Raw genomic sequence first — 14,995 nt, 5'->3', positions numbered from 1 at the left:
AAGACGGGTTCGACAGAGCCGATGCAAGGGTGTAAGACACCTTAATGTCTAATCCGGTTACGCCGCTGCTCGATACGGTCGATACGCCTGACGACCTTCGCAAGCTTCAACCTTCGCAATTGCGCCAACTCGCCGATGAATTGCGCGATGAGATGATCGCCACGGTCGGCCAGACCGGGGGGCATCTCGGCTCTGGCCTCGGGGTGGTCGAACTGACCACCGCGATCCACTATGTGTTTGAGACACCGCGCGACCGGCTGATCTGGGACGTTGGTCACCAGGCCTATCCGCACAAGATACTCACCGGCCGCCGCAGCCGCATGCGCACCTTGCGCCAGGGCGGCGGGCTTTCGGGCTTCACCAAGCGCAGCGAGAGCGAATACGATCCGTTCGGCACAGCGCATTCGTCCACGTCGATTTCGGCGGCGCTGGGCTTTGCCGTGGCCAACAAGCTGGCGAACCAGCCGGGCAAGGCGATTGCGGTGATCGGCGACGGCGCGATGAGCGCGGGCATGGCCTATGAGGCGATGAACAACGCGGCCGCAGCGGGCAACCGCCTCGTCGTCATCCTCAACGACAACGACATGTCGATTGCGCCGCCGGTCGGTGGGCTTTCGGCCTATCTCGCGCGGCTCGTTTCCTCGCGGCCGTTTCTCGAACTGCGCGAAATGTTCAAGGCGATCTCGCGCCGCCTGCCTGAACCGCTGCACAAGGCGGCGCGCAAGACCGACGAGTTCGCGCGCGGCATGGCGATGGGCGGCACCTTGTTCGAGGAGCTGGGCTTCTATTACGTCGGCCCGATCGACGGGCACAATCTCGATCAGCTGATCCCCGTGCTCGAAAACGTCCGCGATGCGGCGGAGGGCCCGTGCCTCGTCCATGTCGTCACGCAGAAGGGCAAGGGCTATGCCCCAGCCGAGAACGCGGCCGACAAGTATCACGGCGTGCAGAAGTTCGATGTGATCACCGGCGAGCAGGCCAAGAGCGCTGCTGGCCCGCCGAGCTATACCAACGTTTTCGCCCAGGCCCTGCTGGCGGAGGCCGCGCGCGACAGCACTGTCTGTGCGATCACTGCGGCGATGCCCTCGGGCACCGGGCTCGACAAGTTCGCCAAGGCCTACCCCGACCGTCTGTTCGATGTCGGCATTGCCGAGCAGCACGCGGTGACCTTTGCCGCAGGCCTCGCCGCACAGGGCATGCGCCCGTTCTGCGCGATCTATTCGACCTTCCTGCAGCGCGCCTACGATCAGGTCGTGCACGATGTGGCGATCCAGAATCTGCCGGTGCGCTTCGCAATCGACCGCGCGGGCCTCGTGGGCGCCGATGGCGCAACCCATGCCGGTTCGTTCGACGTAACCTATCTCGCCACGCTGCCCAACATGGTGGTGATGGCGGCGGCCGACGAGGTCGAGCTGGTTCACATGGTCCACACCGCCGCCCTGCATGACAGCGGGCCGATCGCGTTCCGCTATCCGCGCGGCAACGGCGTGGGCATTGCGTTGCCGGAAGTTCCCGAGCGGCTCGAAATCGGCAAGGGCCGTTTGGTGCGCGAGGGCAGCAAGGTCGCGATCCTCTCGCTCGGCACACGTCTGGCCGAAGCGCTCAAGGCTGCGGACTTGCTCGATGCCAAGGGCCTGCCGACCACGGTGGCTGATATGCGCTTTGCCAAGCCGCTCGACGAGGCGCTGATCCGCCGACTGATGGCCTCGCACGAGGTCATCGTGACAGTGGAAGAAGGCTCGATCGGCGGCCTCGGCGCTCATGTGCTGACCATGGCGAGCGACGAAGGGCTGACCGATGCCGGTCTGCGCATTCGCACCATGCGTCTGCCCGACGTGTTCCAGGATCAGGATTCGCCGGAGAAGCAGTATGACACGGCCGGGCTGAATGCCCCGCAGATTGTCGATACGGTGCTCAAGGCGCTGCGCCACAACAGTGCCGGGGTGCAGGAAGCGCGCGCCTGATCGGCGCGCGCGCTCTACGTCTTCAGTACGGTTCGAACCACACCCAGATGCCAGCGGGGATCAGCGCCATCTTGAGGTGCAGCCACGTTAGCAGCAGCCAGACCGGAACTGCGCCCAACCAGTAGAGCCCGAGATGGCCAAGGGCAGCCGGGTTTGGCAGGAAAGTCGTGCGCTTCATCCAGACGCGCCAATCCTGCCCGTGCAGCGCCACTTTCTTGGCATCCTGCCCTCGCGAGCCGATCACCGCGAGAGCGATCATGCCCCCGGCAAGGATCAGGGTGCGCGCATTGGGGGCCACCAGGATATGGGCCACCCCCCAGAGCGTGAAGGCCGACATCATCGGATGGCGGGTGACCTTGAAGGCGCCATGCGGCAGTCTGGTCGAGAGGCCCGCCACATCGGTTCCGGCCAGAGCCGGATTGCCGGCAAGCGAGGCAAGGAACAGAGCGGAGGCCACCAGGGTGAGCACCGAGGCAAGGACCCATGGCACCACGGCTTGTCCGTCCCACAATTGCGGAGAGGATGATGCCTTGCCGAAAGCAATGACTGCGCCGCTGAACGCGACCAGTGAAATGAGGGAATAGATCCCCAGAAAACCGCCCTGTCCAAACTGGCGAACCATTCCGGCGCGCAAGGGATGAGACATAAGGAGGTGTGTCCCGACAAATGCGGACATGCCTACAGCGAGCATCACGGTTGCTGTATCCACGGTTCGGTCCTTCCGTGCTTATTGTTATTATCAAACCATGCGAGAGCTTCGCATGGTCATTCGTATGCCTTGGGCAACGCCCCTTCACTGGAGTGGCGGTATCTCTCACGCAACCTTGACTGGTGGTTGACCAGTGGCTGCGGCCTGCCACTTATGTATATTGTAACCGGAATGGATGATACCTCAAGCGGATCACCGTCCCAAATTACGACATCTGCCGCCAGGCCGGGCTTCAGGCTGCCGAACGCGGTACTTTCGCCAAGGATGTCGGCGGGGATCGAGGTAATCGCCGCAAGCGCTTGCCCCCAGCTCAGCCCGGTCGCTCCGGGCACACGCGAAAGGCCGACAAGATTGCCCGCAAACTGCGGCGCATAGCGCGGCTGGTCGTTGTCATAGAAGCCGCCCAGCGCTACTTTCACGCCCGCAGCAGTCATCCTGCCGACATTGGACTGGGTGGCGGCAAGCGTTTCGAACGTGTTCGGCAGGTCCGCCAGCGCGCTGGCCAGCACCGGCACCTTGGCTGCAGCGAGCTCGCTGGCAACCCGCCACCCCTCGCCAGCACCGACAATCACCAGCCGGAGCGCGGGGAACTCGCGGCCCAGCGCGATTACGCTGCGAATGTCCGCTGCCCGCTCGACATGGACGAAAAGCGGTTGCTTGCCAGTCACCACCGGGATCAGCGCGGCCGCATCCACGCGGGTCAGCAGCGCGTCGGCCGGTTGCGCAGCAGAATCCTTGCCCGGCTTGGCCTGCGCAAGATCGCGTGCTTCACGCAGCGCATTGCGCAGCAGCGCTTGCGCCGCGACCCGGCTGCCGCCGGCAAGGTCGGCACCGCGCTCGCCCAGTTCGACGAGCTGGAACACCCGTGGCTCGACCGCGCCCGGGCCGTTCTGCGCCAGATCGATCACCGCGCCCTGCCCTGCAAAGATTGCGTTTGCGGCCACCGGAGCCACGCCCGCGCGGGTAATCCCGCTGGCACGGCTGATGGCGACCGGCGGCGCATCGGGATCGATCGCGACCGAAACATCGAGCCCGGCCGAAAAGCGCGCCGTGCCGGCATAGCTGTCGTTGCTTTCATCGACCGCGCCGACATCGACGAGGCCAAGATCGGTCATCGCGGTGACGAGGCCGGGCGTGACCCATTTGCCGGTGCCATCGATAACCGGGATGCCGTCGGGGACCGCAATGGCCTTGCCGGCGGCCACGATCTTGCCGCCGCGCACCACCACGGTCCCTCCCGGGATCGGTGCGCTGCCGTCACCGATGGCGATCACGGCGTTGGTGACGGCGAAATCACCGGATGGCAGAGCGGCGGGCGCATCGGCTGCGCGGGCCGGAAGCGCGGTGCCGGCGAGCAGCAGCGCGGCGGTGAGAAGGGCGGTCCGCTTCATTTCACGTCTCCCTCACCCGGCAGGCCCAGTTCGAAATCACTGACCGGCCGCCGCTTCGGATCGCCGAGATCGAACAGCAGGGCGCCGTCGATCCACACTTTTTCGGGGCGGGAATAGACCGAGAGCGGATTGCCGTTCCACAGCACGACATCGCCCATCTTGCCTTGCGCAAGGCTGCCGGTCTGCTTGTCGATGCCGAGCGCCTTGGCGGGGTTCAGCGTGATCCAGCGGATCACCTCACCATCGGGAATGGTGATGCCCATCCGTTTGCCGGCGGCGCGGGCCTTGGCGGCTTCCTGGTTGAGCCGCTGGATGCCGTTGGCGTCATCCGAATGAATGATCACGCAGGCTCCCGCATCGGCCAGCAGCGCGGCGTTCTCGGGAATGGCGTCGAAGGCTTCCATCTTGAAGCCCCACCAATCCGCCCAGATCGCGGCGCAGATGCCGTTATCCTTGAGCAGGTCGGCGATCTTGTAGGCCTCCACGGCGTGGTGGAAGGCGGTGACCTTGTAGCCGAACTCCTTGGCCATATCGATCACCTGCGCCATCTCGTCGGCGCGGTAGCAGTGGTTCTGGACGAGGATCTTGCCGTCGAGCACATCGGCCATCGTGTCCATGGCCAGGTCGCGGTCGGTCAGCTTGCCCTCGGCGCGCTTCTTGCGGTATTCGGCCGCCTTGATCCACGTCTGGCGGTCCACCGCCATGTTGCCCATGCGTGTGGAGGGCATCTGGCCCTTTCCGCCGTAGACGCGCTTGGGGTTCTCGCCGCAGGCCATCTTCATGCCATAGGGCGCGCCGGGGAACTTCATCGCCTGCACGGTGCGGGCATAAACGTTCTTGAGCACGACCGAGCGCCCGCCGATGAGATTGGCCGAGCCGGGCAGGATCTGCATCGTCGTCACACCGCCGTTGGTGAGCGCGCGGCTGAAGCCGGGGTCCTGCGGCCACACGCTGTGTTCCGCCCAGACTTGCGGCGTGGTCGGCGCGGTCGCCTCATTGCCATCGGAATGCGCGGCGACTTGCGGGCTGGCGTAGACACCGAGGTGGCTGTGAATGTCGATCACCCCGGGGGTGACGTACTTGCCCGTGCCATCGATCCGGCGATAGCCATCGGGCACGGCGAGCCGCGCGTCGCCAACGGCCACTACTTTGCCGCCCTGCAGCAGCACGGTGCCGTTCGCGATCTCGCCGCCGGTGCCATCGAAAATCGTGGCGCCAACGATCGCGGTGGGTTCGCCCGGATAAGCCTTGTACGTCGAGGGGTAGGGGTTTTCCTGCCAGGCTGGCCCGGTGGCCGGGGCTGGCTTCGTCTCGGCCATGCCCGCCATGGGCGATGCGAGCAGGGCGAGCCCCGCCAGCATATGCGTGGCCACGCGGCCCATCGCTTGTATCCCGTGCATGCCTGTCACTTCACCCCATGCATCAGCCGCTTCAGCGGCACCGAAAGCACCAGCAGGACCAGGCCGATCACCGCCGAGACTTCGCCGATGGTCTGGAACACGCCGACATAGGTCTCAAGGCTCACTTTGAGGTTGGTGACTTCGCCGCCAACCGTCTCCACACTGGCGAATTGTGCAACAACACCAGCGACATACTGCGCCACCGCGATCGAGAGGAACCATGTCCCCATCATCAGGCCGACGATCCGGGCGATCGAAAGCTTGGTCACCATCGAGAGGCCGACCGGGGAAATGCACAGCTCGGCCATCGAGTGGATCAGGTAGAGCCCGGCGAGCCACCACAGCGCGACCTTGAAATCGGGCCCGGCAAACTGCGCGCCCCAGACCAGGAACAGGAAGCCCGCGCCGACACCGACGAGTGCGAGGCCGAACTTGACCGGGATGCCCGGTTCCATCCCCCGCTTCGCCAGTGCGCCCCACAGGATCGAGAACAGCGGCGCCAGCACCACGATGAACAGGGCGTTGAAGAACTGCGTCTGCCCCGCCGTGATCGAGAACAGGCCGAACACGCTCATGTCCGTATTGCGATCGGCAAACAGCGTGAGCGAGGAACCGGCCTGCTCGAACAGGGTCCAGAACACGGTGTTGAAGGTGATGAGCACGATCGCCGCAACCATCATCTCGAATTCGCGCTTGTCGCCGTTCTGCCATGACCACAGCAGGATGCCGGGGATGGCGATGATGAAGGTGCCGAACATGATCTTGCCCATGATCGGCAGGCTGGCGATATAGCCGATAAGCCCGCTGCCCTCGGGCGGTTTCACATAGGCCATGAGGTTCGCGAACAGCAGGTAGGCGAGCGGGACTGCCAGGATCGCCCCGATGTAGACGAGGATATCGCGCGAAGGGTTCGCGCCCGCTGGCCGCTCGCCAAAGCCATCGAGCTTGCCGCCATCGAACTGGAACAGCAGCCACGAGACCGCCATGCCCGCCGCCGCCAGCGCAAAGCCCGCCCACCAGCCCAGACCGCCCCACGAACCCATGCCGACTGCGAGCAGCGGGCAAAGGATCTGCGAGAACAGCGAGCCAAGGTTGATGCCCATGTAGAAGATGGTGAAGCCCGCATCGCGCCGCCGGTCGCCCTGTTCATAGAGCTCGCCGACGATGGTGGAGATGTTGGGTTTGAAGAAGCCATTGCCCACGGTGACGAAAGCGAGGCCGGTGATGAGGAGGAAGGTATAGAGCGGATTGCGTTCCCCGCCCGCTTCGAACCCGCCTGCCCGAATGCGGCGCGCTTCGCCGCCGTCCTCGCGCAGCAGCGAGACAGTCTTGTCCTCGTTGCCCTTGATCCGCAGCGCAGCGCCGTGGTCAGTGATATACTGGCGCCGGGCTTCGCCGATGCCTTCGACGGTCACTTCATACCGTGTGCCCTCGATCGTGGCATAGGGCTTGGCCGCGCCGCCGGTGCTCGAGAAGCAGAGCACGGCGTAGCCAAGGCTCATGAGAATGGCGCCGAACTTGACCGAGCGCTTGGAGCCGAGGAACCGGTCCGCCATCATGCCGCCAATCAGCGGGGTCAGGTATACCAGCGCGGTGAACCCCCCGTAGAGGCCCGTCGTCGTCGTGTCGCTGAACAGGAAATGCTGCGCAAGATACAGCGTGAGCAGCGCGCGCATGCCGTAGTAGCCGAACCGCTCCATCGCCTCGGTCGTGAACAGCCGGGCCAGCTGTGCCGGGTGGCCAAACCAGCTGGCATCGCGCGTGGCTCGGGTCGGCGCGGCGTCTACAGCGGCTCCAAGCGGTTCTGTCATGGCGTGAAAAGGCTCCCCTCGCGCATCCTGTGCGGAATTTGCGAGCATGATTAGCGCCTAACCGCGTCTTGGGAAGGTTCTTGTCACAGTTTTCCTAGCAGAATCAGGAGGCAAGGTGGTTTCGTGCGAGATGGGTGCCTTTCGGGATCGGACAGGGCGCAGAACCGCCGCAATGTGTAACTTTGTTGCGCTCTGTTGCGCGTCTCGCTGTATTATGGCACCGCATCACCTATGACATCTTCGAGTTCCTCCGCAGGGCGGCCAGTCTACCTGAAGCTGCGCGATCAGATCGCGGCCGCGATTCTGGATGGCACGTTTGCGGAAGGCGCCATGCTGCCGTCGGTGCGCGCCTACGCGGCGGCGGAGGCTGCCAATCCGCTCACAGTGGCCAAGGCGTACCAGCAATTTCAGACCGAAGGGCTCGTGCAGGTCCAGCGCGGGGTGGGCATGTTCGTCGCGCCGGGCGCGGCAGAAGCGCTGCGGACGCGCGAGCGGGAGGCGTTCCTGCACCACGAATGGCCCGAAATCAGGGCGCGCATGCGGCGGCTGCATCTCGATCCGGCGGCGCTGCTGGGCGAGCCGGAACCAACCTGAGCACTCTTGGTGCTAATCCCTTGCCGTATAACGATTGATAAGTTGCTGCACCGCCTGTGGTCTGGCACACTCGCATGGCTCCAGCGGACCGGGACTCGCCCGGAAGGAGTCATGTCGGCGGCGCGGATCAAGCCTAAAGGGCACCCGCTGTTTCCGGCATGCAAGTAGGGGGGATGCGGATGATCCGATCCGAATTGTTGCAGGCGCTTGCCAAACAGAGCCCAGGCATGCGCGGCGAAGAGATCGAACGCGTGGTCGACGTGTTCTTCGACGAGATAGCAAAGCGCCTTGCCGAAGGTGGCCGCGTGGAACTGCGCGGCTTCGGCGCGTTTTCGACGCGTGAGCGCGATGCACGCAAGGGACGCAATCCGCGGACCGGCGATTCCGTCGAGGTTCCGGGCAAGCGTGTGCCCTATTTCAAGCCCGGCAAGGACATGCGGCTGCGGCTCAACGCCGAGTAAGGCGGGCTGTCTGCGGGGTCTATCTCGCGGCTACCCGGCGTCCAGACGGCAACCACCGGCGCGAGGACCGCGTCGGGCGTTGCCGTGCCCGCTGCTCTGTGCCATCGCGCAGAGCCTGCCCATCATGTGCGGACGTGGCGGAATGGTAGACGCAGGGGACTTAAAATCCCTTGAGCTCAGCTCGTGCGGGTTCGAGTCCCGCCGTCCGTACCAGGTGGTGCAGCCCCGACGCGGGTTCGCCTCGCCGTGGCCATCGGTCCCTCTGCCGCAGAGTGGTTTGGTTAGGACCAAGTAAGAATACTTATTGCCTGCGGGTTAACATGCGCCGCCCACACACCAGCAGAACGCTGCAGGTGGGGGGCTGGTCATGGCAGTCATCAAGGGTACGATCAACGCCGATACGCTGAACGGGACGACCGGGTCCGATCAGATTACAGGGCTTGCCGGTTCGGATATTCTCAAGGGACTGGGCGGCAACGACCTGCTCGACGGTGGCACCGGTGATGACACCATGTACGGCGGCGCGGGCGATGATATCTACATCGTCGATTCCGTGAACGACAGGGTGATCGAGCTGACCGGCGAAGGGATCGATCTGGTCAAGGCCAGCGTCAGCTTCACACTGGGCGCCTTTGTCGAAAATCTTCTGCTGACGGGCACGGCTGCCATCAACGGAACCGGCAACGCGCTGGCCAACACGCTGACCGGCAACAGCGGGAACAACATCCTCAAGGGACTTGCCGGCAACGATATTCTCGACGGGGGCGCCGGGTCGGATCAGCTGATCGGCGGCACCGGCATGGATACGATGACCGGCGGTGCGGGCAACGACAGGTTCGTCTTTGCCAATGGCGATTTTGCGAGCAAGACCTCGACCGGGGCCGACGTGATCGTGGATTTCACGGCGGGCGACAAGATCGACCTCAGCCTCGTCGATGCGGTGAGCTCGGCTACGCCATATAACCAGCCGGGCGATCAGGCCTTCGTGTTCATCGGGCATAACCGCTTCCACATCAACACCGGGCGCGAGCTCCGCTACGATGTGATCGGTGGCAACACCTACGTCTACGGCAACACGAATGGCGATACGACGGCTGACTTCTGCATCAAGATCCTTGGAATCCACACGCTGACATCGACTGATTTCGTTTTGTGAGTTTCTGCGCGGGGGGGCGCTTCGGGTTGATGGATGCACAAGTTCCGATATCGCGCCGCACGGTGCTGGGCGGGCTGGCCGGCACGGCGCTGGCAGGGCTCTGCACGCCTGCCCAAGCGGCTGCCTCGCTCGAACTTGCGAGGTATCGCGGCAAGGTCGTCTACTTGGATTTCTGGGCCTCATGGTGCGGGCCCTGCAAGCTGTCCTTCCCCTTCATGCAGGAGCTCGCCGGGCGCTATCCGGCAGGCGACCTTGCCGTGGTGACCGTCAACGTGGACCGCCAGCGCGGGGCGGCGGATGCCTTCCTGCGGCAGGTCCGCTCCAGTCTGCCGGTCATCTATGACGCGGCCGGCGATCTGGCGCAGACATGGAAGGTGGCCGACATGCCGACCTCGCTGGTGTTCGACCGCAAGGGCGCGATGCGCTTCCGCCAGCAGGGGTTCTTTCCCGGCAAGCTGCGCGAATACGAGAGCCATGTTGCCCAGCTCGTGCAGGAGGCTTGAGGCCATGCGCTGCGCCCGTCTCCTGATCATCGCCGTGTTGCCGCTGCTGGGTGCCTGCGCGCATGTCGGTGCCCAGCCCTGGCAGCGCGACGTGCTGGCGAGGAAATCGATGCAGCTCGGGCGTGATCCGTCGATCATTGCCTTCGACGAGCACACCTATTTCAGCAAGGAGGCCGCGTCCGGCGGACGCAGCTTCGATGGCGGAGGCTGCGGGTGCAATTGAATGGCGGCGGGCTGTCCGCAACGCTCGGCATGCTCGCCGGGGCGCTGCTGGGCGCCCAGCCGGTTGCAGCACAATCCGAAGGGGCCGCCGCCAATGCCTATGACCAGACGGCCAGCGAACCAGGCACCATGGTCGCCGATTCCGCGCTCCTCATCTACCAGGAGGACGACGACCGTGTCCGCGCCGTCGAAGCCTCCTCCACCATCACCTGGAACGCGGCCAGCGGCGCCGTCGTCTCGGGCCGGTTGACCTATGATGCGCTGACCGGCGCCACGCCCAATGGCGGTGTCCGATCGCGCTATCCGCAGAATTTCTACCCGCCGAGCAAGACGAGCATCGGCAGCGGGCTGGGGACCACCCCCGATACCCAGACCGGCGCGTCCGGCCGCTACACCGTCGCACCGGGCCAGCTGCCGGTGGACAAGGGGTTCAAGGATCACCGCGAGGCCTATGACCTGGGGGTGACGCTCCCGCTTGAGGATGGCTTCAAGCTCAGCCTGGGCGGGGCTGCTTCGTTCGAAACCGATTATACATCCTGGTCGGCACGCGCCTCGGTCGCCAAGGATCTGTGGGGCAAGAACACCACGCTCTCGATGGGCTTCAATTTCGAGCACGACACGGTGCGGCCCTTCACCGGCATTCCGCGCGCCCAGTCGTTCATGGGTGATCAGATCGTGGCGCGATCCCGGGTCAAGCGCGTCGCCAGCCTCGTCGCCGGGGTCACGCAGATTCTCAGCCCGACCTGGCTGGTGCAGCTGAACTACAGCTACGGCGTCAGTCGCGGCTATCACACCGATCCCTACAAGGTCTTCACGCTGGTCGACAGCGCCACCGGTGATCCGTTCTACACCATCTACGAGGAACGGCCCGGCGTGCGCCGACGCAGCAGCATTTACGCGGCGACCAAGTTTGCGCTCGGTTCTGCGGTCACGGACGCTTCGGTGCGCTGGTATCATGATAGCTGGGGCATCACGGCGATGACCTATGCGCTTTCCCAGCACGTACCGCTCGGGAAAGCGGCCTATCTCGAGCCAGGGCTGCGGTTCTATCGCCAGACCGCCGCACGCTTCTTCGCGCCGTATCTCGGCGTCGACGTACCCGCCCCGCGCTATGTCAGTGCGGACAGCCGTCTCTCGCGGTTTCGAGCCTGGACCTTCTCGCTCAAGGCCGGGGCGCAGTTGACCTCGCGGCTGGAAATCTATGGCGTGGCAGAGCGATATGTGCAGCAAGGGTTGCGGTTCGATCGGTCGGCCCCCGGCGTGCTGGCGCGGACTGACCTGTTTGCCGGCACCCGATCGACCAGTCTGATCACCGGAGTGCGCTATACCTGGCATTAGAAGATCGGTGGACTGGCGATGGCCAAGGCGATGAAATCGGCGGGAGTCCACAAGCATCGCTTCACTGCGATGGGTACGCCTTGCGAAGTGCAGGTGGAAAGCCGCGACAGTCTGCTCGCAGCGGAACTGGCGCGAATCGGGGAATCCGAAGCCCGGCGGATCGAGGAAAAGTACACCCGCTACAAGCCGACCGGCGTGGTTTGGGCGATCAACAACGCTGGCGGCAAGCCGGTCGAGGTCGACGAGGAGACCGCCGGCCTTATCGATTATGCCGCGCAGGTTCATGCGCTGAGCGAAGGGCGCTTCGATGTGACCTCGGGCGTGCTGCGCCGTGCGTGGACGTTTGACGGATCGGACCGCGTGCCGGCGCCGGAGCAGGTCGCCGCGCTCATGCCGCTGGTCGGCTGGGGCAAGGTGCAGTGGGAGCGCCCCCGCCTTATCCTGCCGCCGGGCATGGAAATCGATCTCGGCGGGATCTGCAAGGAATACGCGGTCGATCGCGCGGCGATGGCGATCATGGCGGCCGCCGATTGCCCGGCCCTGATCAATTTCGGCGGCGATCTGCGGACCACGCGGGCCAAGGCGGGCGGGCGCTGGGCCGTGGCCATCGAATCGCTCGATCCGGCCAAGGCCTCCAGCGGGCTCCTCCAGATCGGCGAAGGCGCCATCGCGACGAGCGGGGATGCCAGGCGCTTCCTGCTGAAGCAGGGCAGGCGCTACAGCCACATCCTTGATCCACGCACCGGGTGGCCGGTGGAAAGCCCGCCGCGCTCGGTCACCGTGGCGGCACGGACTTGTGTGCAAGCCGGCACACTATCCACTCTCGCCATGTTGCTGGGCCGAGAGGCGGAGACGTTTCTCAAGTCGGAAAAGGCCGAAGCCTGGGTGCTCTGGTAACCTGGGCGACTTACCTCGGGTAACAACATGTCAATGATCAGTGCGTTAGAAGGCTGTCCGCACAGCGGAGCGCACATCTGGCCGGAAGGGTCCGGGGGGATGTGCGAGGGGAAACTAGGCTTGGCACAGGATCAGCAACTGCCGGGGAACTCCCGACAGAATCAGATGGGTGCGCCCCCCGGTTCGGAGCTTCGCTCCGCACCGCGCTATGCCCTGCTGATTCGCACTGCCAAGATCATCGCCGACGGACGCGAATTTCTCTGCATCATCCGCGACGCCTCGGCCACTGGCCTCAAGATCCGCCTCTTCTCGCCTTTGCCGCACGCACGGGACCTCGCCGTGGAACTGATGACCGGAGATCGTTACCCGGTCGAACTGGTCTGGCATGCAGACGACTATGCCGGGCTTCGCTTCCCGCAGGAAATCGATGTCGAACGGCTGCTCGACGAATCGCGCGGCGCGTTCCCCAAACGCCAGATCCGCGTGCAGATCGCGCTCGGCGGCGTGCTGCATTCGGGGGGCGAGGCTGTGCCCGTGCTGTTCCGAAACCTGTCTCAGCAGGGTGCCTGCGTGGAATCGGAAAAGTGGCTGCTGATGAACGAGCTGATCCGCCTCGAAACCGGTGTCACGCAGCCGCTCTATGCCAAGGTCCGCTGGCGCAGCCATCCGCGCTATGGCCTGATCTTCGAACACACGTTCCGGCTCGAAGAGCTGGCCCGCATTTCAGCACCGCTGCAATTCGCACAGGCTCTGGAAGACCACGCCAAGCCGCATGCGAATCAGCCTTCCTCCGGTGAAGCCTGACCCTGCTGGGGTTTCGCTGATCCCGCCCGCAACGTTAACCGTCTCTTAGCCATTTTCGTTCACTTCCGTTGCCAAGGCATGAACGCTTGAGCGGGAGCTAGCGATGGGTAACGGTTTCACGGGTCTGCAGGGGGATAGCAGCGAGGTCCAGGTCGATGTGGCGATCATCGGCGCAGGACCTGCTGGGCTGACCGCCGGCTACCTGCTTTCCAAGAGGGGCCTCAAGGTCGCGATTATCGAGAAGGACACGCGCTATGTCGGCGGCATCAGCCGCACGGTGGAGCACGAGGGCTATCGCTTCGATATCGGCGGCCACCGCTTCTTCTCGAAGTCGCAGCAGGTCGTCGATCTGTGGAACGAGATCCTGCCCGACGACTTCATCCAGCGCCCGCGCATGAGCCGCATCTACTACGAGGGCAAGTTCTACTCCTACCCGCTGCGCGCGTTCGAGGCGCTGCGCAACCTCGGCATCTGGCGTTCGACCACCTGCATGGCGAGCTATGCCTGGACGAAGCTGTTCCCGATTCGGGAGGTGAAGAGCTTTGAGGACTGGACCAGCAACCAGTTCGGCAAGAAGCTCTATTCGATCTTCTTCAAGACCTACACCGAGAAGGTCTGGGGTATGCCCTGCAACGAGATGAGCGCCGACTGGGCCGCGCAGCGCATCAAGGGCCTCTCGCTCGGCGCTGCGGTGTTCGATGGCGTGAAGCGCAGCCTTGGGCTCAACAAGCGCCCGAACGACGGCATGCAGACCAAGACCCTGCTCGAAACCTTCCGTTATCCGCGCCAGGGCCCGGGCATGATGTGGGAAGCCGCGCGCGACAAGATCGTCGCCGCTGGCAGCCACGTCCTGATGGGCCATGCGATGAAGCAGCTGGCCAGCGACGGCCAGGGCGGCTGGCGCCTTTCGGCCACCCGCGCCGAAGATGGCGGCGAGACGGTCATCCGCGCCCGGCATGCCATCAGCTCCGCACCAATGCGTGAACTCGCCGCGCGCCTCCATCCGCTGCCGGCCTCGACACTGGAGGCCAGCCGCCTCAGGTACCGCGACTTCCTCACCGTGGCACTCAAGATCCAGAGCGAGGACCTGTTCCCCGACAACTGGATCTACATTCACGACAGCAAGGTCCGCGTTGGCCGCGTGCAGAACTTCCGCTCGTGGTCGCCCGAAATGGTGCCCGACGAAAGCGTCGCCTGCGTCGGTCTCGAATACTTCTGCTTCGAGGGCGATGACCTCTGGGCCTCGAGCGATGAGGACCTGATCAAGCTGGCGACGAAGGAAATGGACATCCTCGGCCTCGTCGATCCGGCCAAGGTGATCGGCGGCGCGGTCGTCCGTCAGGAAAAGGCCTATCCGGTCTATGACGACGAATATGCCGCCAATGTCGCCGCGATGCGCCACGAACTGGAAGCCAGCCACCCGACGCTGCACCTTGTCGGCCGCAACGGCATGCACCGCTACAACAACCAGGACCACGCGATGATGACCGCGATGCTCACGGTCGAAAATATCATCGCAGGCAGCCGCGTTTACGACATCTGGTGTGTCAACGAAGACGCCGAGTATCACGAGGCTGGCGATGAGGGTGCGCAGACCGCGATCCCGGCTCGTCCGGTCACCGAGGATCAGGCGGCCGCGCTCGCTTCGGTGCGCGATGTGCCGACGCGGATCACCGGCTCCGAAGCCGCTTCCGCGAAGGATCGCGCTGCGGCTTGAGCGCCACCTTGCAGGCCCGCCCGTGATG

14 protein-coding genes and 1 tRNA gene are annotated in these 14,995 nt (G+C 64.6%); 11 read left to right on the top strand and 4 right to left on the bottom strand.

The features are described 5' to 3' along the window. The first annotated feature begins 44 nt into the window (after positions 1-44). Positions 45-1,964 carry a 1-deoxy-D-xylulose-5-phosphate synthase gene (gene dxs, locus ACO06X_RS11660; protein WP_421836440.1) on the top strand — a complete coding sequence of 640 codons (1,920 nt, stop codon included), beginning with the start codon at positions 45-47 and terminating at the stop codon, positions 1,962-1,964. Between the two features lie 22 nt (positions 1,965-1,986). On the opposite strand, the gene ACO06X_RS11655 is transcribed toward dxs, so the two are convergent. The 4 genes from ACO06X_RS11655 to ACO06X_RS11640 all read right to left on the bottom strand — a co-directional run bounded on the left by ACO06X_RS11655 (position 1,987) and on the right by ACO06X_RS11640 (position 7,275). After that, on the bottom strand, positions 1,987-2,655 hold the full coding sequence (locus ACO06X_RS11655; RefSeq protein WP_421839894.1) for an NnrU family protein: 669 nt from the start codon (positions 2,653-2,655) through the stop codon (positions 1,987-1,989). A 74-nt stretch (positions 2,656-2,729) separates the two neighbouring features. After that, positions 2,730-4,064, bottom strand: coding sequence for an amidohydrolase family protein (locus tag ACO06X_RS11650; protein ID WP_421836439.1), 1,335 nt, complete (start codon positions 4,062-4,064; stop codon positions 2,730-2,732). After that, complete coding sequence (locus tag ACO06X_RS11645) at positions 4,061-5,464, bottom strand: amidohydrolase (protein ID WP_421836438.1); 1,404 nt, start codon at positions 5,462-5,464, stop codon at positions 4,061-4,063. Before ACO06X_RS11645 ends, ACO06X_RS11650 begins: the two co-directional genes overlap by 4 nt. Positions 5,465-5,469: 5 nt before the next feature. After that, entirely contained in the window at positions 5,470-7,275 is a 1,806-nt protein-coding gene (locus ACO06X_RS11640) for a peptide MFS transporter (protein ID WP_421836437.1), read from the bottom strand. Positions 7,276-7,506: 231 nt separating this feature from the next. Here ACO06X_RS11640 and ACO06X_RS11635 point away from each other — a divergent pair, with 231 nt between their 5' ends. The 10 genes from ACO06X_RS11635 to ACO06X_RS11590 all read left to right on the top strand — a co-directional run bounded on the left by ACO06X_RS11635 (position 7,507) and on the right by ACO06X_RS11590 (position 14,967). Beyond that, positions 7,507-7,869, top strand: coding sequence for a GntR family transcriptional regulator (locus ACO06X_RS11635; protein ID WP_421836436.1), 363 nt, complete (start codon positions 7,507-7,509; stop codon positions 7,867-7,869). A gap of 179 nt (positions 7,870-8,048) precedes the next feature. Beyond that, complete coding sequence (locus ACO06X_RS11630; protein WP_067909296.1) at positions 8,049-8,330, top strand: integration host factor subunit beta; 282 nt, start codon at positions 8,049-8,051, stop codon at positions 8,328-8,330. A gap of 128 nt (positions 8,331-8,458) precedes the next feature. After that, positions 8,459-8,543: transfer RNA gene (locus ACO06X_RS11625), tRNA-Leu, on the top strand. Positions 8,544-8,697: 154 nt separating this feature from the next. After that, positions 8,698-9,486 carry a calcium-binding protein gene (locus ACO06X_RS11620; protein WP_421836435.1) on the top strand — a complete coding sequence of 263 codons (789 nt, stop codon included), beginning with the start codon at positions 8,698-8,700 and terminating at the stop codon, positions 9,484-9,486. A 29-nt stretch (positions 9,487-9,515) separates the two neighbouring features. Further along, positions 9,516-9,989 carry a TlpA disulfide reductase family protein gene (locus ACO06X_RS11615; RefSeq protein WP_421836434.1) on the top strand — a complete coding sequence of 158 codons (474 nt, stop codon included), beginning with the start codon at positions 9,516-9,518 and terminating at the stop codon, positions 9,987-9,989. Positions 9,990-9,993: 4 nt separating this feature from the next. Further along, the gene (locus tag ACO06X_RS11610; RefSeq protein ID WP_298174305.1) at positions 9,994-10,212 is read left to right on the top strand and encodes a DUF4266 domain-containing protein; all 219 of its coding nucleotides are present in this window, start codon (positions 9,994-9,996) and stop codon (positions 10,210-10,212) included. After that, positions 10,203-11,549, top strand: a complete 1,347-nt coding sequence (locus tag ACO06X_RS11605) for a DUF3570 domain-containing protein (protein ID WP_421836433.1) — start codon at positions 10,203-10,205, stop codon at positions 11,547-11,549. The genes ACO06X_RS11610 and ACO06X_RS11605 overlap by 10 nt, the downstream gene beginning before the upstream one ends. Before the next feature lie 30 nt (positions 11,550-11,579). Then, complete coding sequence (locus tag ACO06X_RS11600; RefSeq protein ID WP_421836432.1) at positions 11,580-12,446, top strand: FAD:protein FMN transferase; 867 nt, start codon at positions 11,580-11,582, stop codon at positions 12,444-12,446. A gap of 27 nt (positions 12,447-12,473) precedes the next feature. After that, on the top strand, positions 12,474-13,250 hold the full coding sequence (locus ACO06X_RS11595; protein ID WP_421836431.1) for a PilZ domain-containing protein: 777 nt from the start codon (positions 12,474-12,476) through the stop codon (positions 13,248-13,250). 103 nt (positions 13,251-13,353) lie between these two features. Then, positions 13,354-14,967: an NAD(P)/FAD-dependent oxidoreductase gene (locus tag ACO06X_RS11590; RefSeq protein WP_421836430.1), complete on the top strand. Its 1,614-nt coding sequence runs from the start codon at positions 13,354-13,356 to the stop codon at positions 14,965-14,967. The last annotated feature ends 28 nt before the right edge of the window (positions 14,968-14,995 follow it).

It is taken from the genome of Novosphingobium sp., assembly GCF_965229225.1.
In the GTDB taxonomy this organism is placed as follows: domain Bacteria; phylum Pseudomonadota; class Alphaproteobacteria; order Sphingomonadales; family Sphingomonadaceae; genus Novosphingobium.
This window is presented reverse-complemented; position numbering and strand designations above follow the sequence as displayed.

What these genes read in the sequence shown, in the direction of transcription:
- ACO06X_RS11630 (WP_067909296.1), top strand. Translation starts at nt 8,049, where the DNA reads ATGATCCGATCCGAATTGTTGCAGGCGCTTGCCAAACAGAGCCCAGGC.
- ACO06X_RS11635 (WP_421836436.1), top strand. Translation starts at nt 7,507, where the DNA reads ATGACATCTTCGAGTTCCTCCGCAGGGCGGCCAGTCTACCTGAAGCTG.
- dxs (WP_421836440.1), top strand. Translation starts at nt 45, where the DNA reads ATGTCTAATCCGGTTACGCCGCTGCTCGATACGGTCGATACGCCTGAC.
- ACO06X_RS11645 (WP_421836438.1), bottom strand. Translation starts at nt 5,464, where the DNA reads ATGCACGGGATACAAGCGATGGGCCGCGTGGCCACGCATATGCTGGCG.
- ACO06X_RS11595 (WP_421836431.1), top strand. Translation starts at nt 12,474, where the DNA reads ATGTCAATGATCAGTGCGTTAGAAGGCTGTCCGCACAGCGGAGCGCAC.
- ACO06X_RS11640 (WP_421836437.1), bottom strand. Translation starts at nt 7,275, where the DNA reads ATGACAGAACCGCTTGGAGCCGCTGTAGACGCCGCGCCGACCCGAGCC.
- ACO06X_RS11600 (WP_421836432.1), top strand. Translation starts at nt 11,580, where the DNA reads ATGAAATCGGCGGGAGTCCACAAGCATCGCTTCACTGCGATGGGTACG.
- ACO06X_RS11590 (WP_421836430.1), top strand. Translation starts at nt 13,354, where the DNA reads ATGGGTAACGGTTTCACGGGTCTGCAGGGGGATAGCAGCGAGGTCCAG.
- ACO06X_RS11650 (WP_421836439.1), bottom strand. Translation starts at nt 4,064, where the DNA reads ATGAAGCGGACCGCCCTTCTCACCGCCGCGCTGCTGCTCGCCGGCACC.
- ACO06X_RS11655 (WP_421839894.1), bottom strand. Translation starts at nt 2,655, where the DNA reads ATGCTCGCTGTAGGCATGTCCGCATTTGTCGGGACACACCTCCTTATG.
- ACO06X_RS11610 (WP_298174305.1), top strand. Translation starts at nt 9,994, where the DNA reads ATGCGCTGCGCCCGTCTCCTGATCATCGCCGTGTTGCCGCTGCTGGGT.
- ACO06X_RS11615 (WP_421836434.1), top strand. Translation starts at nt 9,516, where the DNA reads ATGGATGCACAAGTTCCGATATCGCGCCGCACGGTGCTGGGCGGGCTG.
- ACO06X_RS11620 (WP_421836435.1), top strand. Translation starts at nt 8,698, where the DNA reads ATGGCAGTCATCAAGGGTACGATCAACGCCGATACGCTGAACGGGACG.